General features: G+C 71.8%; 19 protein-coding genes and 1 tRNA gene. 13 read left to right on the top strand and 7 right to left on the bottom strand.

Going from position 1 to position 20,880, the window contains the following annotated elements; all coding sequences use genetic code 11:
* Positions 1 to 243: 243 nt before the first annotated feature.
* Together J2W21_RS13705 and J2W21_RS13710 are read right to left on the bottom strand one after the other, a co-directional pair.
* Positions 244 to 942 (bottom strand): hypothetical protein, encoded by a 699-nt coding sequence (locus J2W21_RS13705; protein WP_307115064.1) that lies wholly within the window; start codon positions 940 to 942, stop codon positions 244 to 246.
* On the bottom strand, positions 939 to 1,691 hold the full coding sequence (locus tag J2W21_RS13710; RefSeq protein ID WP_307115065.1) for a hypothetical protein: 753 nt from the start codon (positions 1,689 to 1,691) through the stop codon (positions 939 to 941). The genes J2W21_RS13705 and J2W21_RS13710 overlap by 4 nt, the downstream gene beginning before the upstream one ends.
* A gap of 169 nt (positions 1,692 to 1,860) precedes the next feature.
* On the opposite strand from J2W21_RS13710, the gene J2W21_RS13715 reads away from it, so the two are divergent.
* The 4 genes from J2W21_RS13715 to J2W21_RS13730 all read left to right on the top strand — a co-directional run bounded on the left by J2W21_RS13715 (position 1,861) and on the right by J2W21_RS13730 (position 6,724).
* Positions 1,861 to 3,747, top strand: coding sequence for an ABC transporter ATP-binding protein (locus J2W21_RS13715; RefSeq protein ID WP_307115066.1), 1,887 nt, complete (start codon positions 1,861 to 1,863; stop codon positions 3,745 to 3,747).
* Between the two features lie 13 nt (positions 3,748 to 3,760).
* Positions 3,761 to 4,171, top strand: coding sequence for an NUDIX hydrolase (locus J2W21_RS13720; protein WP_307115067.1), 411 nt, complete (start codon positions 3,761 to 3,763; stop codon positions 4,169 to 4,171).
* A gap of 106 nt (positions 4,172 to 4,277) precedes the next feature.
* Positions 4,278 to 5,561 (top strand): alkaline phosphatase family protein, encoded by a 1,284-nt coding sequence (locus J2W21_RS13725; protein WP_307115068.1) that lies wholly within the window; start codon positions 4,278 to 4,280, stop codon positions 5,559 to 5,561.
* Positions 5,558 to 6,724: an alkaline phosphatase family protein gene (locus J2W21_RS13730; protein ID WP_307115069.1), complete on the top strand. Its 1,167-nt coding sequence runs from the start codon at positions 5,558 to 5,560 to the stop codon at positions 6,722 to 6,724. Before J2W21_RS13725 ends, J2W21_RS13730 begins: the two co-directional genes overlap by 4 nt.
* Before the next feature lie 107 nt (positions 6,725 to 6,831).
* Here the strand turns inward: J2W21_RS13730 and J2W21_RS13735 are convergent, their stop codons facing one another.
* Positions 6,832 to 7,269 (bottom strand): DUF6314 family protein, encoded by a 438-nt coding sequence (locus J2W21_RS13735; RefSeq protein WP_307115070.1) that lies wholly within the window; start codon positions 7,267 to 7,269, stop codon positions 6,832 to 6,834.
* 1 nt (position 7,270) lies between these two features.
* Positions 7,271 to 7,344: transfer RNA gene (locus tag J2W21_RS13740), tRNA-Arg, on the bottom strand.
* 88 nt (positions 7,345 to 7,432) lie between these two features.
* Here J2W21_RS13740 and J2W21_RS13745 point away from each other — a divergent pair.
* Positions 7,433 to 8,293 (top strand): hypothetical protein, encoded by an 861-nt coding sequence (locus tag J2W21_RS13745; protein WP_307115071.1) that lies wholly within the window; start codon positions 7,433 to 7,435, stop codon positions 8,291 to 8,293.
* Positions 8,294 to 8,330: 37 nt separating this feature from the next.
* On the opposite strand, the gene J2W21_RS13750 is transcribed toward J2W21_RS13745, so the two are convergent.
* Positions 8,331 to 8,975, bottom strand: a complete 645-nt coding sequence (locus tag J2W21_RS13750) for a hypothetical protein (protein ID WP_307115072.1) — start codon at positions 8,973 to 8,975, stop codon at positions 8,331 to 8,333.
* Positions 8,976 to 9,107: 132 nt separating this feature from the next.
* On the opposite strand from J2W21_RS13750, the gene J2W21_RS13755 reads away from it, so the two are divergent.
* From J2W21_RS13755 to sucD, 8 genes are all read left to right on the top strand, one after another.
* Positions 9,108 to 9,947, top strand: a complete 840-nt coding sequence (locus J2W21_RS13755) for an inositol monophosphatase family protein (RefSeq protein ID WP_307115073.1) — start codon at positions 9,108 to 9,110, stop codon at positions 9,945 to 9,947.
* Positions 9,948 to 10,028: 81 nt separating this feature from the next.
* Positions 10,029 to 10,241 (top strand): hypothetical protein, encoded by a 213-nt coding sequence (locus J2W21_RS13760; RefSeq protein WP_307115074.1) that lies wholly within the window; start codon positions 10,029 to 10,031, stop codon positions 10,239 to 10,241.
* 137 nt (positions 10,242 to 10,378) lie between these two features.
* Positions 10,379 to 10,888, top strand: coding sequence for a DUF892 family protein (locus tag J2W21_RS13765; protein WP_066496285.1), 510 nt, complete (start codon positions 10,379 to 10,381; stop codon positions 10,886 to 10,888).
* A 23-nt stretch (positions 10,889 to 10,911) separates the two neighbouring features.
* A complete protein-coding gene (locus tag J2W21_RS13770) occupies positions 10,912 to 11,157 on the top strand; it encodes a hypothetical protein (RefSeq protein WP_307115075.1) in 246 nt (81 codons plus the stop codon).
* A gap of 94 nt (positions 11,158 to 11,251) precedes the next feature.
* A complete protein-coding gene (gene pcrA / locus J2W21_RS13775; protein ID WP_307115076.1) occupies positions 11,252 to 13,777 on the top strand; it encodes a DNA helicase PcrA in 2,526 nt (841 codons plus the stop codon).
* A 98-nt stretch (positions 13,778 to 13,875) separates the two neighbouring features.
* The gene (locus J2W21_RS13780; RefSeq protein ID WP_307115077.1) at positions 13,876 to 15,351 is read left to right on the top strand and encodes an NCS1 family nucleobase:cation symporter-1; all 1,476 of its coding nucleotides are present in this window, start codon (positions 13,876 to 13,878) and stop codon (positions 15,349 to 15,351) included.
* A 218-nt stretch (positions 15,352 to 15,569) separates the two neighbouring features.
* Positions 15,570 to 16,748: an ADP-forming succinate--CoA ligase subunit beta gene (gene sucC, locus J2W21_RS13785; protein WP_307115078.1), complete on the top strand. Its 1,179-nt coding sequence runs from the start codon at positions 15,570 to 15,572 to the stop codon at positions 16,746 to 16,748.
* Positions 16,749 to 16,760: 12 nt separating this feature from the next.
* Complete coding sequence (sucD, locus tag J2W21_RS13790) at positions 16,761 to 17,696, top strand: succinate--CoA ligase subunit alpha (protein ID WP_307115079.1); 936 nt, start codon at positions 16,761 to 16,763, stop codon at positions 17,694 to 17,696.
* Between the two features lie 177 nt (positions 17,697 to 17,873).
* On the opposite strand, the gene J2W21_RS13795 is transcribed toward sucD, so the two are convergent.
* Both J2W21_RS13795 and J2W21_RS13800 read right to left on the bottom strand, forming a co-directional pair.
* Positions 17,874 to 18,998 carry a flavin-containing monooxygenase gene (locus J2W21_RS13795; protein ID WP_307115080.1) on the bottom strand — a complete coding sequence of 375 codons (1,125 nt, stop codon included), beginning with the start codon at positions 18,996 to 18,998 and terminating at the stop codon, positions 17,874 to 17,876.
* A 126-nt stretch (positions 18,999 to 19,124) separates the two neighbouring features.
* On the bottom strand, positions 19,125 to 20,825 hold the full coding sequence (locus J2W21_RS13800) for a helix-turn-helix domain-containing protein (protein WP_307115081.1): 1,701 nt from the start codon (positions 20,823 to 20,825) through the stop codon (positions 19,125 to 19,127).
* Between the last annotated feature and the right edge of the window lie 55 nt (positions 20,826 to 20,880).

Consider the following 20,880-nt stretch of genomic DNA (forward strand, 5'->3'; position numbering starts at 1 on the left):
TGCGGGGGGGGGCGTGGGTGTTCTTTGCGGTTGTCGTCGAGTCCTATCCGGTGCTCCCCCCTGGCCGGGCGCCGGGCGTTGGTGGGGGGGGGCGGGGGGGGGGGGGGCGCCCCGCCCCCCCCCGCCACTCATCCCCCCAATGACGAACAAACCCTGTCCCCCTGACAGGTCGTGTTCACACATTCATCATTGTGGCATGGACTAATGAAAATGTGAACCGGGTTCATCCTTTGAGTGGATTTTTTACGCGTCGGCGCGTCGTCTGGCGATTCCGCCCGCGATCCAGATGGTAGCGAGGCCCGTGAGGAGGAACAGGATCGAGCTGTAGTTCATGGCCTGCTGGACGGGGAGCCAGCTGTCCGGCATGAGGGGGAAGAGGATCGTCAGCGCGAGCACCACGTACCCGGCGGCCAGCAGGCCGGCGGCGGCCCGGAGCGTGGTGAGGGTGGAGCGGCGGAGCGCCCGGAGCAGGCTGGGGAGCAGGACCACTCCGGTGAAGGCGGGGTAGACCCTGCCCAGTTCGCCGTAGAGGTCGAACCATGTCTGGTCGTCGCCGGCCCGCAGCCCGACGCTCGAGGGCAGGAGCCCCATGAGGAGGAAGGACACCACGGTCCCGACCCCGACCACGGCCAGGGCCGAGAGGCCCCAGGGCCCGAGCAGCGCGTGCTGCGCGCCCCGGGCCGAGAACGCGCGCGCGATCCGCACCGCGAGGAGGAGCGCGATGGCGTAGATGAGGAACCTGAGCAGCAGGTTCGCGAGGTTGATGCCGCCGAGGGCTGCGTCGACGGCGAGGTACGGGACCCTGATGCTGAGCAGGACGGCGAGCGCCAGGAGGGCGAACAGGGCCATCATGAGGCGGTTCTCGCCCCGCAGCGCCGACGGGATGCGCACGAGGGCGAGGACGAGGGCAAGGGCGAACGTGACCCACGCGAGCGCCGTCATCCGAGGTGCTCCCACACCCGCCGCACAGCCCGGGCGTCCGTGGTCTTCCGGCGCAGGGCGCGGCCCAGGGCGGCGAGCCGCTCCGCCGCCATGAAGGCGAGCTCCGCGTCGGGGAGGCGGCGGACTGCCTGCTCCCAGGCTTCGAGCGGCCACCCGGCCTCGGTGGCCGTGACGAGTCCGGTGATGACGAGCCCGTTGCGCAGGCCCACCCCGGCCTCGCGGGCGGTGCTGACGGCGAGCTCGGGGCTGAGGCGGTTGGCGCGCAGCTGCGCCGAGAGGTTCTGCGGCGCGATGCCGGCGGCCTCGCTCACGCGCTGGCGCAGGTCGCCGTCGTCGATCGCGTCGACCCACTGCCGGACATCGGGCTCGCACGAGGAGCACTCGCTCTCGGCCCGGGCGGGCGCGGGGTGTGCCGCGGCCGCGGGCACCTCGGGGAGTTCGCCGCCGCGCACGAGCAGCTCCTCGAGCAGCCGCGCGGTGGAGACCTGGCTCAGGAGCTCGGCGTCGGTGGGCGTGGCGGTGCTCGAGGCCAGATCCCGGTAGGGGGAGAAGCGGGCGAGGCCGAGCACGGGGTTCTCGCCGTAGGCACGGGCGACGGCGACCACGGTCGCCTCCGCGACCTTGCCGCGCACGAGCTGCTGGGCGAGGGTGCTGCGCTTGAGGCCTGCCCGGCGGCAGACGTCCGCCGCGGTATTGCCGGGCGCGAGCTCCTGCAGCCAGTCCCGGAACACCAACGCTGATACCGGCATGTACCCCCCTTGTCATGCGGTGAGCGGCGGAGCGGCTCCCGCCCCCGCATCACCTGTGCGTGTCGATTTTACGTGCTGCGCGGGCTGGATTATCCTGAGGTGAGCCCGCCGGCTCGCGCACCCCCCAATCGCGAGTCGGCGGGCCTTTCACGTTCCCAGGAGAATCCCCATGAGCATGCAGAGCGCGGCGTGGAGTTCGCTGCACCAGATCTCCCGCGCCACCGAGGGCAGGAACCCGTTCAGCAGGGATACCCTGCGGCGGGTGCTCACGTTCGCGGCCCCCCACCGCGGCCGCCTCGTCGCCTTCGTCCTGACGTCCATCGTCGCGGCCGTGACCGCCGTCGCCACTCCCGTGCTCGCGGGCCAGGTCGTCGACGCGATCGTGGGCCACTCCTCGGTCTCCACCGTGGTCTGGCTCGCGGTGCTCATCGCCGCGGTGGCGCTCGCGGACGCGGGGTTCGGACTCCTGACCCGTTGGCTGTCCGCGACGATCGGCGAGGGCGTCATCCTCGATCTGCGCCGCGCCGTGTTCGACCACGTCCAGACCATGCCGATCGCGTTCTTCACCCGGACCCGCACCGGCGCCCTCGTGAGCCGCCTGAACAACGACGTGATCGGCGCGCAGGCCGCCTTCGCCGGCACGCTCTCGGGCGTGGTGAGCAACGCCGTCGCGCTGGTCCTCACGGTGGCCGTGATGGCGCAGAAGTCCTGGCTCGTGACCATCCTGGCGCTGATCCTCCTGCCGATCTTCCTCATCCCCGCCCGGCGGATGGGGGCGCGGGTCGCGGACCTGCGCCGCGAGGCGGCCGGGCACAACGCGACCATGAGCACGCAGATGACCGAGCGCTTCTCGGCCCCCGGCGCGACCCTCATCAAGCTCTTCGGACGCCCCGACGAGGAGTCGCGCGAGTTCGCGCTGCGCGCGCGGCGGGTGCGGGACATCGGGATCCGCTCCTCGATGCTCTCCTTCACCTTCATCACCGCGCTCACCCTCGTCTCCTCGCTCGCCCTCGCACTCGTCTACGGCGTGGGCGGCTGGCTCGCAATTGCGGGGCAGCTCGCGCCGGGCGACGTCGTCGTGCTCGCCCTGCTCCTCACCCGCCTCTACGCGCCGATCACCAACCTCTCCAACGCGCGGGTGGAGATCATGAGCGCGCTCGTGAGCTTCGAGCGCGTCTTCGAGGTCCTCGACCTGACCCCGCTCATCCGCGAGAAGCCCGACGCGCGGCCCCTCCCGTCCGGCCCCGTCGCCGTCGAGTTCGACGACGTCCGCTTCGGCTACCCGAGTGCGGACAAGGTCTCGCTCGCCTCGCTCGAGGAGGTCGCGGTGCTCGACACGCGCGGCGGCGAAGAGGTGCTCCACGGCATCTCCTTCCGCGTCGATCCCGGCCAGACACTCGCGCTCGTGGGCTCCTCCGGGGCGGGCAAGTCCACGGTCGCGCAGCTGCTCTCGCGCCTGTACGACGTGGACTCGGGGTCGGTGCGGATCGGCGGGGTCGACGTGCGGGACACGACCTTCGCCTCCATGCGGGGCACGGTGGGCATGGTCACCCAGGACGGCCACCTGTTCCACGAGAGCATCGCCGCCAACCTCCGCCTCGCCCGCCCCGAGGCCACAGAGGAGGAGCTCTGGGACGTGCTGCGGCGCTCGCGGCTCGAGGACATGGTGCGCTCGCTCCCCGACGGGCTCGCCACGATCGTGGGGGAGCGGGGGTACCGGCTCTCCGGCGGCGAGCGGCAGCGGCTCACGATCGCGCGCCTGCTCCTGGCTGCCCCGCGGGTGGTGATCCTCGACGAGGCCACAGCCGCCCTCGACTCGACCAACGAGGCGGCCGTGCAAGCGGCCCTCGGGGAGGCGCTCGAGGGGCGCACCGCCGTCGTGATCGCGCACCGCCTCTCCACGATCCGCGCCGCGGACCAGATCCTCGTGGTCGAGGACGGCCAGATCGTGGAGCGGGGCACCCACGGCGAGCTCCTCGCGGCCGGCGGCCGGTACGCCGAGCTGTACACCACCCAGTTCGCCGAGGCCGCCGCCACGGCCGACGACTACGCCTAGGAGCCCGGACACCGTGGAAGCCCGCATCGTCGTCTCCGCCGTCTGCATCTTCGCCCCTGACGGGCGCCTCCTGACCGTCCGCAAGCGCGGCACCGACCGCTTCATGCACCCCGGCGGGAAGCCCGAGCCCGGGGAGTCCGCCGCCCACGCGGCGAGCCGCGAGCTCGAGGAGGAGGTGGGGATCGTCGTCGGCCCCGAGGCCCTCGAGCCTCTGGGCGCCTGGATCGCGCGGGCGGCGAACGAGGCCGGGCGGGACATCGAGGCCACCGTGTTCGCGGCCCCGGGAACGTACGATCCGGCCGCGGTGCACGCCGCCGCCGAGATCGCCGAACTGCGCTGGATCGATCCCGCGGCCCAACCCGACGTGGACCTCGCCCCGCTCCTGACCGACCACATCCTGCCGCTCCTCGCCCGGCGCCCCTGACGGGCGCCGCCTTCGCTGGGAGCAGCGTGGGAAATCCATGAACCGACGGTGAACAGTGGGGAAAGCCGCCCCCGAACCTCCGTACCGGCCGGTAACTTGGTGGGCCGTGACCACTTCCCGCCGCAGCTTCCTCTCGGCAGCGTCCTTCGCGGCCCTCGGCGCGGCAGCCCTCACCGGGGCCGCCGCGCCGTCGACCGCCCGGAGCGTCGCCCCCGCAGCCCTGCCCGCCGACCCGAGCACCGCCGGGATCGACCAAATCATCGTCGTGATGATGGAGAACCGCTCGTTCGACCACTTCCTCGGCTGGCTCCCCGGCGCCAACGGGAAGCAGGGCGGCCTCACCTACACCGACCGCTACGGCATCCCGCACGGCACCCACCGCCTGACAGACTTCCAGGGGTGCGGTCACCCCGACCCGGACCACTCGTACGAGGGCGGGCTCATCGAGTACAACGACGGCAAGTGCGACGGCTGGCTGCGCGCCGGCGAGAACGACGACTTCGCCGTCGGCTACTACACCGACGCCGACCTGAAGTTCTTCGCCCAGGCCGCCCCCGGATGGACGGTGTGCGACAACTACTACGCCGCAGTCATGGCCGAGACCTACCCCAACCGCTTCTACCAGCACGCGGCGCAGACCGACCGGATCCACAACTCGACCGCCAACGCGACGATCCCCACCATCTGGGACCGCCTCGCAGCGGCCGGGGTGAGCGGCAGGTACTACTACTCCGACGTGCCGTTCCTCGCCCTGTGGGGCACCAAGTACCTGCCCATCTCCGCGCCGTACTCGGAGTTCCTCAGCGACTGCGCGGCCGGCACCCTCCCGTCGGTGAGCTTCGTGGATCCCCGGTTCACGGACGAGAGCTCCGGGACCTCGGGTGACGACCACCCCCACGCGGACGTCCGGTCCGGCGAGCTCTTCCTCAACGAGGTCTACAACGCCGTCACGAAGTCTCCGGCGTGGTCCCGCACCATGCTCGTGGTCAACTTCGACGAGTGGGGCGGCTTCTACGACCATGTCGCCCCGACCACCGCGCCGGACGTGAGCCCGACGACGTCGCTGCGCGGCTTCCGGGTGCCGGCCCTCGTGGTCTCGCCGTTCGCCCGCCGCGGTGCGGTGGCCTCCGGCACATACGACCACACCTCGGTCCTGAAGGCCATCGAATGGCGCTGGAACCTGCAGGCGCTCACCCCGCGGGACGCGAACGCCGCCAACATCGCCGAAGTCCTCGACTTCGCATCCGCCCCCGACCTCAGCGCTCCGGCGTACACCGTTCCGCCGTTCGTCGCGGGTGCGGCCTGCACGCCCCTGCCCGGCGGCGACCCGGAAGACGAGTGGAAGCCGCTCAAGGACCGAGCCATCTCGGAAGGATGGAAGCTCTCATGACCCGCGCAAACCCCGCCCCGGGCGCCGTTGCCGTCGCCGCACGACGGCGGCCGCTCGCCGTCGTCCTCGCGGCCCTCGCCGTGCTGGTGCTCGCCGCCGTGGCGCTCGTGCGCGGAGGCGGGGGCCAGCCGGCCCACGCCGCCGCGCCGACCTCCCAGTACCTGCCCGCGAGCTCCCACGTGTTCGTCATCAACCTCGAGAACAAGGGCTACGACGAAACCTGGGGCCCGTCCTCCCCGGCCCCCTACCTCTCGCAGACGCTGCGCTCGCAGGGCGTCCTCCTGAACAGCTACTACGGCACGGGCCACAACTCGCTCGACAACTACGTCTCCGAGGTCTCGGGGCAGGGGCCGAACAGCCAGACCCAGGCGGACTGCCAGACCTACTCACCGTTCGTCCAGACCGGCACGGCGGACCAGGCGCAGGCGGTCGGAAGCGGCTGCGTGTACCCCTCCGGTGTCAAGACCGTCGCGGACCAGCTCACCGCCGCGGGCAAGAGCTGGAAGGGCTACATGGAGGACATGGGCACACCCTGCCGCCACCCCCAGCTCGGTGCCGTGGACGACACCCAGAAGGCCAGGGTCGGCGACCAGTACGCCGCCCGCCACAACCCGTTCGTCTACTTCGCCGGCATCACCGGCTCGCCCGACTGCGCGGCGAAGGACGTCGACCTGTCCGCCCTCAGCGGCGACCTCGCCTCGGCGTCGACCACCCCGGACGTCTCCTTCATCACCCCCAACCTGTGCCACGACGGGCACGACTCCCCGTGCGTCGACGGCCAGCCGGGCGGCCTCGTCTCTGCCGACGCATGGCTGAAGCAGTGGGTTCCCGTCATCACGGACTCGCCCGCGTTCAAGAAGGACGGGGTCCTCGTCATCACGTTCGACGAATCGGACGGCCCCCAGCAGGACGCGAGCGCGTGCTGCGGCGAGGGGCCGGGGCCCAACGCCGCGCTCCCGGGCATCACGGGCCTCGGGGGCGGCAGGGTCGGGGCACTCGTGCTCTCGCCGTTCACGGCCGGCGGGACGTGGTCCACGACGCCGTACAACCACTACAGCCTGCTCGCGAGCATCGAGGACCTCAACGGCCTGTCCTACCTCGGGTACGCGGGTACGCCGGGCCTGAATCGCTTCGGGCTCGACGTGTACAACAAGGGCGTCTGACCCCTCAACCTAGGGACATGACCCCTCAACGCAGGGACATGACCCCTCAACGCGGGGACATGACCCCTCAACGCAGGGAGATGACCCCTCAACGCAGGGAAGAGCCCTCAGGCGAGCCGGCGCAGGACGGTCGTCAGGAGCAGGTCCTTGGCCGGCCCCGTGACGTCCCACGCATAGCGCAGCTCGTCCGGGCCGACGGCCTCGTAGTGGACGCGGTAGTCGTCGGGGGAGCACCAGTGGGCGCCGTCGCCGGCAGAGCCGGTCAGGTCGACGGCGTGGAACGGCCGACCGTCGGGGAAGAAGACATCCATCGTGCCCGCGCGGGCGCCGGGCCGCCACACGTACTCGCGCTCGGCGGGGCCCTCGTGCGAGCCCCAGCGCAGGGTGCCCTGCTCGCGCTGGCGGAGGCCGCCGTCGTCGGTGGGCTCGAAGGCGACGGTGCCGGAGAAGCTGCCGCGGGCGCCCGAGGCCCGGTCCAGGAGCTCGCGCTCCGCGGCCCACGCCCCGAGGAGGTAGGCGCGCAGATCAGGGACCGGATATGACAAGTGCCCCCGACCGGAATCGAACCGATGGCCTGCCCTTTAGGAGAGGGCCGCTCTATCCTACTGAGCTACGGGGGCCCGCCCGGATCGCCCCGGGCACGCTGACAAGCATACCGGCTGGCGGGGCGCCCGCGCCGCACGCCGCGGTCGTGGCTAGGCTGGGGCCGTGGCAGCGGCAGAGGCATCGACCGACCGGATCCGGCACTACCTGGGCGCGTGGTCGGCGGTGAGCGTCCTGCAGTTCTTCGCCGCGGAGGCGGCCACGATCGCGGCCTGGCACGGGCCTGCCCCATACAGCCGGCGGCTGAACTTCATCAGCGACCTCGGGCAGGTCGGCTGCGGCCTCCACGGGACCCGCGTGGTCTGCTCGCCGCTGCATGCGTTCATGAACGTCTCGTTCGTCCTCCAGGGCGTCGGCATGGTGATCGCGGCGCTGCTCATCACCTCGGCCGTGCTCCGCGTCGCCGCCCAGGACCGCGGCGTCCGCGCCCAGGCACGGCTCTCCCGCGCCCTCGCCGCGCGCGCGGCGGGCACCGGACGCACCGCGGGCCTTCCGCGCACGACGCCGGCCCCCGCCGCCGGCGTGAGCCTCGCCGCGGCGATCCGGTCCGGCCACCCGGCGGTCGCCGTGCCCTGGGCGGCGACGCTCGCGGTGCGGATCCTCCTCGGGCTCGCGGGCGCCGGGGTCGCGGTGGTGGGGCTCGTCCCGCAGGATTCCATCGAGGCCCTGCACCTGGCCGCGGCGGGGGCCTACTTCCTCGGCGGCTCGGCCGCCCTCGTGGTGCTCGGCCTGCTGTGGATCGGCCGCTCCGCGGCTGCGTGGCCCGTGCTGCTGTGCGGCGGCGCCTCGTTCGTCGCGACGGTGGTGGGCGGCGCGGTCCGTCTCCATGTGCCCGAGCCTGGGACCCTCGAGCGGTTCATGGGCTACCCGATCACCGCGGGCATCGCGCTCGTGGGCGCCGTCATCGCCTACCGTCTCGGCGTCCCGGCCAGGCAGGCGCGGGCGCTGCGCCGCGTGCGCGCCTGAGTCCTGCCCCCCTGCCCCTCGCCGCGCACGAGGCGGGTCAGCCGCCCGAGGAGGCCCGCGCCGTCGTGCGCGCCCGTCGCGCGGCGAGCACCGCGGCCCCGGCGCCCAGGAGGATGAGGAACAGCAGCACCCAGCCTGCCACCACGAGGACCGAGGCGAGCACCGCGGCCCCGGCGTCCGCGCCGGGGGCAACGGCGCCGTCCACCGCGATGTTGCCCCACAGGCGCACGATCGCGAACACGACCACCACGGCGAACGAGATCCGGCGCAGGACCTTCGCCTTCACCCACGTGCCGAAGACGAGCAGGAAGGTGAAGCCGGCGATGAGCGGGAACAGGGTCCCCGCGGTCTTGTGGACGTAGCTGAGCTGGCCGCGGGCGGCGTCGTCGAGCGCGCCCTGCAGCCGGTGCGCGTAGTCCGGGGAGAACCCGCCCACGAGCGAGTCCGGCATGGCCAGGCCCCCGGAGAGCTGGGTCATCTGCGAGAGCGTGAGCAGGTGGTAGTACCAGAACATGAACACGCTGGCCACGAGGGCGGCGATGATGATGAGCCGCGCGTTGCCCTGCGCCTGCTCCGGCGTGCGCCTCGTGGTGGGGTTGACGGGCTGGCCGGGGCGGGGGCTCGGGGCGACGGCGGCGCGCTCGCCGTGCTTGCGGGCCCGCTGGGCAGGGGTCTTGGACATGGGTCCATTATCCGTCCCGCCTCACCCGTGCCGACGGCGGCCCACCCGCGCCGACGGCGGCCCACCCGCGCCGACCGGCGGCGCCGATCTCCCGCGGGGCCCCAGGTGGGGCCCGCAGGTAGGCTGGGCCTTGTGTCTGAGACCAGTGACCGCACCCGGACCCTGCCCGACCTCGACCCGAGCCTGACCGACGCCGCACTGGCCGAGGCGCTCGTGCGCACGGCGGGGATGCTCGCGCTCGAGATGCGGCGGGAGGGCCTCGAAGCCCAGCGCAAGTCGTCCGTCTCGGACATCGTGACGGCCGCGGACAAGGCCGCCGAGGCCTACATCCTCGCCCAGCTTCGCCGGTGCCGGCCCGAGGACGGCGTCTTCGGCGAGGAGGGCACGGACGTGCCGTCCTCCTCCGGCCGGACGTGGGTCGTGGACCCCGTGGACGGGACCTACAACTTCTTCTCGGGCTCGAGCTACTGGTGCTCGGCCCTTGCCCTGCGCGGGGCCGCCTCGAACGGGGACACCGACCCGGAGGCGCTCCTCGGGGCCATCTTCCAGCCCCAGGAGGACAAGCTCTGGATCGGCGGGGCGGGCACCCCCGCCACCCTCAACGGCCAGCCCCTCGATGGGCCGGCCGACGCGCGCCTGGGAATGCTCGGCGTCGCGACGTCCATCCAGCCCCGCTGGCTCGAGCAGCCGCTCTCGGCGATGCCGTGGCACGCCGCGGCCGTGCAGTCCGCCTCGATCCGGATCCTCGGATCCGGCTCCTGCGACCTCGCGCGCGTGGCCCAGGGCGAGATCGGCGCCTGGTTCCAGCACTCGTGCCCGCAGTGGGACTGGCTCCCCGGCAAGGCGATCCTCACCGCCGCCGGAGGCGCCACCGCCACCGTCGAGGTCAACGGGCTCACGTGGTTCGCGGCCGGAGGGACGACGGCGGTCCGCGAGATCGTCGCGGCCCTCTCCTCCGCGCGGCTCGGCTGAGGACCCTCTGCCCGAGGCCCGGGCACCCTTGACCTCCCACCGGGCCGGTGCTGTGCTGGACTGAGCGCGAGGAGGGGAACCATGGCCAGCATCGACAACCAGGATCCGGCACGCAGCCTCAGCGAGGAGGAGGACCCCTCACTGGACTTCTCCGTCGAGCCCGACGAGAAGGTCTGGGACGAGGAGGACGGCCTCATCGACGCCGAGGAGGCCGTGGTCGAGCCCAGCCCGGCCGACGTCCCGGAGGCGGATCCCGCCGACGTCGCCGAGCAGCACCGCGGCCTGGACACGTAGGACACCGGTCCCGAAACCGTCCGTTGCCGCGGCCAGCGCCGCGGCGGAGAATGGTCTCTAGGACTGGGGCGGACGTCGTCGAAGGATCCGCCAGAGCCTCGCGCCCGCCGCTGGCCCGCTGGGAGGGAGGTCCTGCCATGTTCGAGTACTTCTCCGAAGCCCACGAGCTGTTCGTGTACCGCCTGGGAATCGCCCGCGGGACGAGCCGTCGCTCGATCGTCACGCTCGGGGTCCTCGAGCAGGAGTCGCAGCGGCGCGAGGTCGCAGCCCTCATGCTCGATCTCAGCGAGGAGGCAAGGCTCCATGCGGCCGTCCTCGAGGACTGCTTCGCCGAGCTCGAGCGCAATGTGGCCGTCCCTCCGGGGCATGCGGCCGACGGGCTCGACAAGGAGGCGCATGCGATCCTGCGCAAGACGGCCGACGGCATCAAGGACCTCGCGGTCCTGCCGCTCGCCCTCGAGGTCCTGTACAGCGCGATCGCCGTCTACGAGCCGCTCACCGTCTACGCACGGGAGTGGATCAGCGCGCACCTCGCCGACCAGCTGGAGAAGTGCCTCATCGAGCAGCTCGCCTCGCGCAACCGCGTCCTCGAGCTCATGCGGGAAGTCTTCGCCAGCGCGGAGACCGTCCAGGCCAAGACGGACTGAGGCGCAGGGAGGGAGGTGCGCAAATGAACCACCACGAGCCGGGCCAGCAGGAGCCGGGCACGCGCGAGACCAAACCCGAGTCCTTCATGAGGGCCATGGGCCACCTGCGCGGGCTGTACGGACCGGCCAACCGCCGGATCGCCACCGAGCCCGAGCGGCACGGCCACAACCCCGAGGACCTCAAGGAGGCGCGCGAGCTCGACGGGATCGACATCGAGACCGACAGCGAGGGGCACCGCTACGGAGTGCGCCGCCCGAGCGGCGCCTGAGGGCCGGGCGTGGCCGGGGCGTCCATCGTCCCGGCCACGCCCGCGCTCCCGGCCCCCGAGAAGTGTCAGCGGCGCGGCCTAAAATAGAGGGATCATGGATATGCTCTTCGATCCCTACGCCCATCTGCCCAAGTCCGGCCTGCCCGGCGGGGCGGAGGAACCAGACCCCGAGGAGCTCCCGCCTGCCCCCGAGGAGGAGGCCGGCGCCCCCGAGGACCTGCCCGAAGGCTGGCTGCCCGCCTCCGACCCGGCCGAGGACGCCCGCCGGGAGGCCGAGGCCGAGGCCGCCCACCTGCTCGAGGGGCTCAACCCCCAGCAGCTCGAGGCCGTCACCCACGCCGGAAGCCCCCTGCTCATCGTCGCCGGTGCCGGGTCCGGCAAGACCCGCGTGCTCTCGCACCGGATCGCCTACCTCATCGCCACCCGCCGGGCCCACCACGGCGAGATCCTCGCCATCACCTTCACCAACAAGGCCGCCGCCGAGATGCGCGAGCGCATCGAGGCCCTCGTGGGCGAGCGCGCGCAGCGGATGTGGATCTCCACGTTCCACTCCTCGTGCGTGCGCATCCTCCGCCGCGAGGCGAAGTCCGTGGGCCTGAACTCGAACTTCTCGATCTACGACTCCGCCGACTCCCTCCGCCTCATCACGCTCGTGCACAAGGGGCTCGAGCTGGACCCCAAGAAGGTGGCCCCGAAGGCGGTCCAGCACAAGATCTCCGCGCTCAAGAACGAGCTCATCGACGCCGACGACTTCGCCGGCCGCGCGAACATGAACGACCCGTTCGAGGCCGGCGTCGCCGAGGTCTTCAAGGGCTACACCCAGCGCCTGCGCCAGGCCAACGCGATGGACTTCGACGACCTCATCGCCGAGACGGTGTACATGTTCCGGGCCTTCCCGGCGCTCGCCGAGACCTACCGCCGCCGGTTCCGGCACGTCCTCGTCGACGAGTACCAGGACACAAACCATGCGCAGTATGCGCTCGTGCGCGAGATCGTCGGGGAGGGGCCGGACGCCTCGGAGCTGACCGTGGTCGGCGACTCCGACCAGTCCATCTACGCCTTCCGCGGGGCGGACATCCGCAACATCGTGGAGTTCGAGAAGGACTACCCCGAGGCCCGCACCATCAAGCTCGAGCAGAACTACCGCTCGACCCAGACGATCCTCTCCGCCGCGAACGCCGTGATCTCGCGCAACCCGAACCGGCCGGAGAAGCGCCTGTGGACCTCCGAGGGGGACGGCGAGAAGATCATCGGCTACGCGGCCGAGAACGAGCACGAGGAAGCGCGCTTCATCGCCAAGGAGATCGACCGGCTCACCGACACCGGCGAGTTCCGCCCCGGCGACGTGGCGGTGTTCTACCGCACCAACGCCCAGTCCCGCAGCCTCGAGGAGATCCTCATGCGCGTGGGCCTGCCCTACAAGGTGGTCGGCGGCACCCGCTTCTACGAGCGCAAGGAGATCAAGGACGCGCTCGCCTACCTGCGCGTGCTGGTCAACCCGGACGACGACGTCAACCTCCGCCGCGTCCTCAACGAACCGAAGCGGGGCATCGGCGAGCGGGCCGAGGGCACCATCGCCGCCTTCGCCGAGCGGGAGCGCCTCTCCTTCATGGCCGCCGCGCGGCGCGCCGACGAGGTCCCGGGCATGGCAACGCGCTCGCTCAACGCCGTGAAGGGCTTCGTCAAGCTCCTCGATGACCTCGCCGCGGTGGCGGAGGGCTCCGGCGCGGCGGAGGCGCTCGAGGCCGTGCTCGAGCAGACCGGATACCTCGCGGGCCTGCGCAGCTCGACGGACCCCCAGGACGAGTCGCGCGTCGAGAACCTCGCCGAGCTCGTCGCCGTCGTGCGCGAATACGAGCGGGACAACCCCGAGGGGAGCCTCGAGGAATTCCTCGAGCAGGTCTCGCTCGTGGCCGACGCGGACCAGATCCCGGACACGCCGGACGGCGCCTCCCAGGCCGAGGTCGACGCCGCGGTCGCCGAGGCGAGGCGGCAGGGCGTGGTGACCCTCATGACCCTGCACACGGCCAAGGGCCTCGAGTTCCCGGTCGTGTTCCTCACCGGCATGGAGCACGGGGTGTTCCCGCACCGGCGCTCCGCGACGGACCCCGAGGAACTCGCCGAGGAGCGCCGGCTCGCCTACGTGGGCCTCACCCGCGCCCGGAAGCGCCTGTACCTCACCCGCTCCGAGGTGCGCAGCCTGTGGGGCCAGAGCGAGTACTACCCCGCGAGCCAGTTCCTGGGCGAGGTCCCGGCCGAGCTCATCGACTGGAAGCGCGAGGGATCCAAGCGGCCGCCGGCCGTGGGCAACGATCGGTGGGACCGGTCCGCGGGCCGCTACGGCGGCTCCTCGTGGGGTGCCGGGACGAGCCGGAACGCGAGCTTCTCCTCGATCTCCCCGGCCTCGGCGCCTTCTGCGGCAGCGGCGAAGGGGCGGGTGCAGCCGCAGAAGGAGGTCATCGCCGTCGCGGTGGGGGACAAGGTCAACCACACCGCCTTCGGCAACGGCACCGTGATCGGCGTGGAGGGCGCCGGCGACAAGACCGTCGCGAAGGTGAGCTTCGACGTCGGCGAGAAGCGGCTCCTGCTGCGCTATGCGCCGCTGACGAAGGTGGGCTGAGCACCGCCGCCCATTGAGCCCGCGGCCCGGCGGATCTACCCTGTCGTCGAAAGGCGTGGGGGCACCGCCGGGGGAACCGTGGGCAAGGAGGCAGAACGGTGGCCGAGACGATTCCCGCAGGGTACAGCCCCCGCCTCTACAACGAGGACCTCGCGCCCGCCGAGCACAGGAAATGGGGCTTCTACTCCCTGTTCGCGATGTGGATGTCGGACATCCATTCGCTCGGCGGATACACGTTCGCCGCCGGGCTCTTCGCGATCGGCCTCGGCGCGTGGCAGGTCTTCCTTGCGCTCGTGGTGGGGATCATCCTCGTCTTCTTCCTCATGAACCTCTCCGGGTACGCAGGCCAGAAGACGGGCGTGCCGTATCCGGTGCTGGCGAGGATCTCCTTCGGCACGATCGGGGCGAACCTCCCCGCGCTCATCCGGGCACTGGTCGCGATCGCGTGGTACGGCATCCAGACCTGGCTCGCGTCGCGGGCCGTGATCATCATCGCGCTGAAGATCTGGCCCGATGCGAAGGGTCTGACCGAGAACAACTTCCTCGGCGAGTCGACGCTCGGCTGGCTCGGATTCCTCCTCATGTGGGCGCTCCAGCTCGTCCTCCTGCGCAACGGCATGGACACGATCCGCCGCTTCCAGGACTGGGCGGGCCCCGCCGTATGGGTCGTCATGGGGCTCCTCGTGGTCTACATCCTGCTCAAGGCCGGCTGGAAGGTCTCGCTCGAGCTCCAGGGCGGCACGGCCACGTGGGGGGTGGGGCACGCGTTCGCCGCGGCCATCGCGCTGACCGTCACGTACTTCTCCACGCTCCTGCTGAACTTCTGCGACTTCTCCCGCTTCGCACCCGACCGCCGGTCGGTGTGGTCGGCGAACCTGTGGGGCCTGCCCGTGAACTTCATCGCGTTCTCGGTCGTGTCCGTGGTGGTCACCGCCGGCACGTACCAGGTGTACGGGACGCACATCTACGATCCGGTCGAGATCGTGGGCCGCATCGACAGCGTGTGGGCGCTCCTGCTCGGCGCCGTCACGTTCGCGGTCGCGACGCTGGGCATCAACGTCGTCGCGAACTTCGTCTCGCCCGCCTACGATCTGGCCAACGTGTGGCCGGAGAAGATCACGTTCAAGCGGGGCGGCCTGATCGCCGCGCTGATCGCCCTCGTGATCACCCCGTGGAACCTGTTCAACAGCCCGGTGGTCGTGAACCTCTTCCTGGGCGGCCTCGGTGCCCTGCTGGGGCCCCTCTTCGGCATCATCATGGTGGACTACTACGTCCTCAGGAAGCAGCACGTGGCGGTCGGGGACCTCTTCCGGGAGCGCGGCTACTACACGTACAGCAACGGCTGGAACCTGAAGGCCGTGGCCTCGTTCATCGTCTCGGCCGTGCCCGCCGTCGTGGTCGCGCTCGTCCCCGCGTTCGACTACCTCGCCGCCTTCTCCTGGTTCATCGGTGCTGCGATCGCCGCGGCCGTCCACTGGGCGATCTCCCGCCACGACACCTCGATCGCGGAGTCTGTCGCGGCGGCCGCGGCGGCCGAACCGGCGTCCGGAAGCGCGCCGGAGGCCCGGATCTAGCCAAGGCCCGCGGGGCGCCGGCGCCTAGCGCACACGCGCCTATTTCTACGAATTGTAGAGCTGTGCGGTTGGTCACGAACGGAGCCCGTGGGGAGCTCGCGCCTCCGCAAGGGATTAGAGTTGCCCCTTGGAGCATCAGGCCCGCCGAGGGGAGCTCCCCACGGCACACTCGTGCGTGCTCCGAGTCAGAACTACTTTCGACGTAGAGGACCTGAACCGTGGACCTGTTTGAATATCAGGCGCGCGATCTGTTCGAGGCGCACGGGGTTCCCGTGCTCGCCGGCATCGTTGCGCACACCCCCGAGGAAGCCAAGGCCGCGGCCGAGAAGATCGGCGGGGTCACCGTCGTCAAGGCTCAGGTGAAGGTCGGCGGCCGCGGCAAGGCGGGCGGCGTCAAGGTCGCCAAGACGGCCGACGAGGCGTTCGAGCACGCCACCAACATCCTCGGCATGGACATCAAGGGCCACACCGTCAAGCGGGTCATGATCGCCGCGGGTGCGGACATCGCGGAGGAGTTCTACTTCTCGGTCCTGCTCGACCGGTCCAACCGCAACTACCTGGCCATGTGCTCAGTCGAGGGCGGCATGGAGATCGAGCAGCTCGCCGTCGAGCGCCCCGAGGCACTCGCCAAGGTCCCCGTCGACCCGGCCGTGGGCATCGACGCCGCCAAGGCCGCCGAGATCGTCGAGGCCGCAGGCTTCGCCCCCGAGCTGCGCGAGAAGGTCGCGGGCGTCATCGTCAAGCTGTGGGACGTCTTCAAGGGCGAGGATGCCACGCTGGTCGAGGTCAACCCGCTCGTCCGCACGGGCGCCGGCGACATCATCGCCCTGGACGGCAAGGTCTCCCTCGACGAGAACGCCGCCTTCCGCCACACCGAGCACGAGGCCCTCGTCGACAAGGACTCCGAGGACCCGCTCGAGGCCAAGGCCAAGGCCCTGGACCTGAACTACGTCAAGCTCGACGGCGAGGTCGGCATCATCGGCAACGGCGCGGGCCTCGTGATGTCCACGCTCGACGTCGTGGCCTACGCCGGCGAGAAGCACGGCAACGTCAAGCCGGCCAACTTCCTCGACATCGGCGGCGGCGCCTCGGCCGAGGTCATGGCGAACGGCCTCGGCATCATCCTCGGCGACGAGCAGGTCAAGAGCGTCTTCGTCAACGTCTTCGGCGGCATCACCGCGTGCGACGCCGTCGCCAACGGCATCGTGGGCGCGCTCAACAAGCTCGGCGACTCGGCGAACAAGCCCCTCGTCGTGCGCCTCGACGGCAACAACGTCGACGAGGGCCGCCGCATCCTCCACGAGGCCAACCACCCGCTGGTCACCCTCGCCGAGAACATGGACCAGGGCGCCGACAAGGCCGCCGAGCTGGCCAACTCCTCGAACGCAGTGAAGTAAGGACGAGAGAAAATGTCGATCTTCCTCAACAAGGACAACAAGGTCATCGTCCAGGGCATCACCGGCGGCGAGGGCTCCAAGCACACCGCCCGCATGCTCGCGGCCGGCACCAACATCGTCGGCGGCGTGAACGCGCGCAAGGCCGGCACGACTGTGAGCCACACGGACCAGCACGGCAACGCCGTCGAGCTCCCCGTCTTCGCCTCCGTCAAGGAGGCCATGGCCGAGACCGGCGCGGACACCTCCATCGTGTTCGTCCCGCCGGCGTTCACCAAGGATGCCGTGGTCGAGGCGATCGAGGCCGAGATCGGCCTCGTCGTGGTCATCACCGAGGGCGTCCCGGTGCAGGACTCGGCCGAGTTCTGGGCCCTGGCCCAGTCCAAGAAGGACGCCGAGGGCAACCAGGTCACCCGCATCATCGGCCCGAACTGCCCCGGCATCATCACCCCGGGCGAGGCCCTCGTGGGCATCACCCCGGCCAACATCACCGGCAAGGGCGGCGTGGGCCTCGTGTCCAAGTCCGGCACCCTGACCTACCAGATGATGTACGAGCTCCGTGACCTCGGCTTCTCCACGGCCATCGGCATCGGCGGCGACCCGGTCATCGGCACCACCCACATCGACGCCCTCGCCGCGTTCGAGAAGGACCCGGAGACGAAGGCGATCGTCATGATCGGCGAGATCGGCGGCGACGCCGAGGAGCGCGCGGCCGAGTTCATCAAGAACAACGTCACCAAGCCGGTCGTCGGCTACGTGGCAGGCTTCACCGCCCCCGAGGGCAAGACCATGGGCCACGCCGGCGCCATCGTCTCCGGCTCCTCCGGCACCGCGCAGGCGAAGAAGGAGGCCCTCGAGGCCGCCGGCGTCAAGGTCGGCAAGACGCCGTCCGAGACCGCCCACCTCCTCCGCTCGGTCTACCCGGTGCACCTGGCGGACTCGAACCTCTGACTGAGGGCGGCCGCGCGCAGCCCCTCGGTTGAGCGCAGCTGACACTGAAGTACGACGGCGGCCGGTCGCCTTCCCCACGGGAGGCGGCCGGCCGCCGTCGTGCTCCGCTCCGTACCCGCCGTCTGAAGGTCCACCTCTGGCAGTGGAGGTCCTGACGACGACCCCCGGAGACGACCCTCAGACGGGTTGGCGCGAGCGGGCGCAGATCTGGTCTGCGACCGCCTTGGCGTCCCTTCCCACGCCGCCCACGAGGTGCGAGCTGAACGCGCTCTGGAAGAAGAGGCCCACGAAGAAGAGGCCGGGCACGCCCGCCGCCGCGCCGCCGTTCTCGATCGGGTAGCCGTCCGCGTCCAGGCGGACCGTCGGCACGAACGAGTAGTCGCGCCGGTAGCCCGTGCACCACAGCACGTTCGCGACGTCCAGGACGGTCCCGTCGTCGAGCTCCGGCTTCCCGCCGACGGCGCCGACGGTCCGCGCCTGGGTCCGGTGGACGCCCGCGGCGTCGAGGTCAGCACGCCGCGTGCGCACGAGCGGCGCCCGCCCGGCCGCCCTCATCGCCGCACGGGCCCTCCGCCCGAGCGGGTTCTTGAGGGTCAGCACGTGGTTGGCCACGAACCAGAACAGCGGGGCGCGGACCCGCTCGTTGCCTGGGATCTCGCCCGGGTGGCGGCCCGAGAGCCATGTCTCGTGCCCTGCGCCGACGGCCTCGATGGCGAGGTCGGCGCCCGAGGTGCCGGCCCCGACCACGAGCACGGGGCCGGGAAGGAGCTGGGCAGCGTTGCGGTACTGGCTCGAGTGGAGCTGCCGGATGCCCGGGTCGAGCTCGGCGGCGACGTCGGGGACCTTCGGCACCGCCTCCGAGCCGGTCGCGACGACGACGTTCTCCGCCGCGTACTCTCCCGCGTCGGTCACGATCCCGAACCCTCCCGCGGGGAGGGCGTTGACCCAGAGCACGCGCACGCCGGTGCGGATGCGTCCGCCGAGAGTGCCGCCGTACTCCTCGAGGTAGTCGCCGAGCGCGCCGCCGGTCGGGAACACGTCGGGTGGCCCCGGGAAGGGGAGGCCGGGGAGACCGTTCACGCGGGCTGGTGTGAAGAGGCGGAGCGAGTCATAGCGTTCGTGCCACTGGCTGCCGATCCGGTCGCGCTCCTCGAGCACGAGGCAGTCTCTGCCGGCGTCGGCGAGCCAGTGGGCCGTAGCGAGCCCGGCCTGCCCGCCGCCGACGATGACGGTCTCGACACGGTGCACCGGTGCGCCGCCCGGGGCTGGGGGAAGGGGCGTCTGGGGCTGGAAGCTGGTCATGCCTCGACGGTACGGCTGCCGGTGGGAGCGCCGCGTCGGGCGGAACGTGCATCCTCCGCTCGCGCGGCATGGGTATTTCTGTGCAGGGACGTCACCCCGGGCAGGAGGTGGCCCAGGCAGGGCGGGTCAGACGAGGCCGTGGTTGTAGGCGTAGGCGGTCGCTGCGGCACGGGAGGCGATGCGCAGCTTGGCATAGATGTTCGCAAGGTGGCGCGCCACGGTCTTCTCGCTGAGGACGAGCTCCTTCGCGATGGCCCGGTTGGTGAGGCCCGCGGCCACGAGGCGCACGATCTCCGCCTCGCGGTCGGTGAGGCGCGCCGCGGACGACGCCGCGTGGCCGGCGCGCGCCCCAGCGGGGTCTGCGGTGCCCGCCGGCAGGGCCGCGAGGTCCGGCGCGGCGCCGAGCCGCTCGAATGCGGCGCGGGCAGCCTCGACTTCGAGGGCGGCGGCCTCGTGGTCGCCCAGGGCGGCGTAGCACCGGCCGAGCGTGGCGCGGGTGCGCGCTTCGGGGTACGGCATGCCCAGGCCGTGCCAGGCCAGGGACGCGTCCCGCAGCCGCCGGACGGCCCGGGCCGCATCCCCGGCCGCGCAGCACGCCGTGCCCTCGGCCGCGAGTGCCTGGGCCCGCAGGACGCCGGCGCGGCCGGCCCCCTCCGGCTCCGCCCGCTCCGCCAGCTCGGCGAGCTCGCGGGCCCCGGCGAGGGCTGCCGCGGCATCGTCCGCGGCCGCCATGACCTCGACGTAGGCGGGCAGGAACTCCTCCCGTTCGGAGCGGCGCGTGAGCTCCGCGTCGAGCCGGCGGGCGGAGACGGCGGCCGCGTCGACACGCCCCTGGGCGAGGCGGAGCAGCATGAGGCCGGGCTCGGGCCGGCGGCCGGCCGCGTTGGCGCGGCGGTATGCGGCCTCGGCGTCGGCGAAGCGGCCGCCGAGGCGGTGGAGTTCGCCCATCTGGTAGCTGGCCAGGCCCGCGTCGGCCGGCAGCAGCCGCTGCGCGGCGCGGGCAGCCTCCTCGAGCGCGCCGGCCCAGTCGCCGTCGAGCATCTTCACCTCCGAGCGGTGCACGAGGCACTGCCCGCGGAAGGGGACGAGCTCCCGGTTCCGCTCGCACCAGTCGGTGGCCGCGGCGGTCCATTCCCGGGCGCGGGAGAGGTCCTTGGCCCGCAGCGACGCCGAAATCACCGAGCAGTACGCGACCCCGTTCACGATCGGGATGGTGACCTCGCCCGCCGTCACCGTGGCCATCGCCTCGTCGAACTCGCCGAGGCCGGCGGCCGCGTCCCCGAGCCGCAGGAGTGCCCAGCCCGCGCTGAGCCGGGAGAAGACCTCGGTGTCCGTGTCCCGGGCCCCGTGCGCGATCAGGATGGCCTCGCGGGAGAGGCCGAGGGCGCGGTGCGTCTCGGCCGGGTCCGGCGAAGCGAGGGCCCGGTGGCCCAGCCCGGAGAGGAGGAGAGCCCGCTCCGCCGTGAGGCTGCCCTCCTGCACGACTGCGGCGAGGCGCCGGCCCCATGCCTCGGCCCGGCCCCGGTCGCCGCGGCTGTCGTGGGCGAAGGCGAGCCAGAACGCGGCGCGGGCGGCAGCGGCGTCGTCGTGCGCGTCGAGGAAGCGGCGGAAGGCGCGGCCGAACAGGCCGATGCTGCGCTCCTCGAATCCAAGGAGGTACGCGCTGAACCCGGCGAGCATGAGGTCGGGGCCCGGAAGGGCCGCGACCGAGTCGGCGAGCTCGAAAGCCTCGAGCGCGCGCTTCCAGGCGCCGGCCCCATACAGGCGGCGCCCGTCGTCGAGGGGCCGGGCAGAAGCTGGAAGCCGGTCCGTGGAACCGGGGGCCACGCTTCGAGGATAGACCGGAGTAGGTTGTACCTGAATGCCGCCCACGCAACGCAAG

This window comes from Sinomonas atrocyanea (assembly GCF_030811715.1).
GTDB lineage: Bacteria > Actinomycetota > Actinomycetes > Actinomycetales > Micrococcaceae > Sinomonas > Sinomonas atrocyanea_A.

Bases quoted from the DNA above. Each gene is read 5' to 3' on its own strand.
- pcrA (WP_307115076.1), top strand. From the start codon at position 11,252: ATGGATATGCTCTTCGATCCCTACGCCCATCTGCCCAAGTCCGGCCTG.
- J2W21_RS13795 (WP_307115080.1), bottom strand. From the start codon at position 18,998: ATGACCAGCTTCCAGCCCCAGACGCCCCTTCCCCCAGCCCCGGGCGGC.
- J2W21_RS13760 (WP_307115074.1), top strand. From the start codon at position 10,029: ATGGCCAGCATCGACAACCAGGATCCGGCACGCAGCCTCAGCGAGGAG.
- J2W21_RS13770 (WP_307115075.1), top strand. From the start codon at position 10,912: ATGAACCACCACGAGCCGGGCCAGCAGGAGCCGGGCACGCGCGAGACC.
- J2W21_RS13730 (WP_307115069.1), top strand. From the start codon at position 5,558: ATGACCCGCGCAAACCCCGCCCCGGGCGCCGTTGCCGTCGCCGCACGA.
- J2W21_RS13715 (WP_307115066.1), top strand. From the start codon at position 1,861: ATGAGCATGCAGAGCGCGGCGTGGAGTTCGCTGCACCAGATCTCCCGC.
- J2W21_RS13750 (WP_307115072.1), bottom strand. From the start codon at position 8,975: ATGTCCAAGACCCCTGCCCAGCGGGCCCGCAAGCACGGCGAGCGCGCC.
- sucD (WP_307115079.1), top strand. From the start codon at position 16,761: ATGTCGATCTTCCTCAACAAGGACAACAAGGTCATCGTCCAGGGCATC.
- J2W21_RS13765 (WP_066496285.1), top strand. From the start codon at position 10,379: ATGTTCGAGTACTTCTCCGAAGCCCACGAGCTGTTCGTGTACCGCCTG.
- J2W21_RS13705 (WP_307115064.1), bottom strand. From the start codon at position 942: ATGACGGCGCTCGCGTGGGTCACGTTCGCCCTTGCCCTCGTCCTCGCC.
- J2W21_RS13710 (WP_307115065.1), bottom strand. From the start codon at position 1,691: ATGCCGGTATCAGCGTTGGTGTTCCGGGACTGGCTGCAGGAGCTCGCG.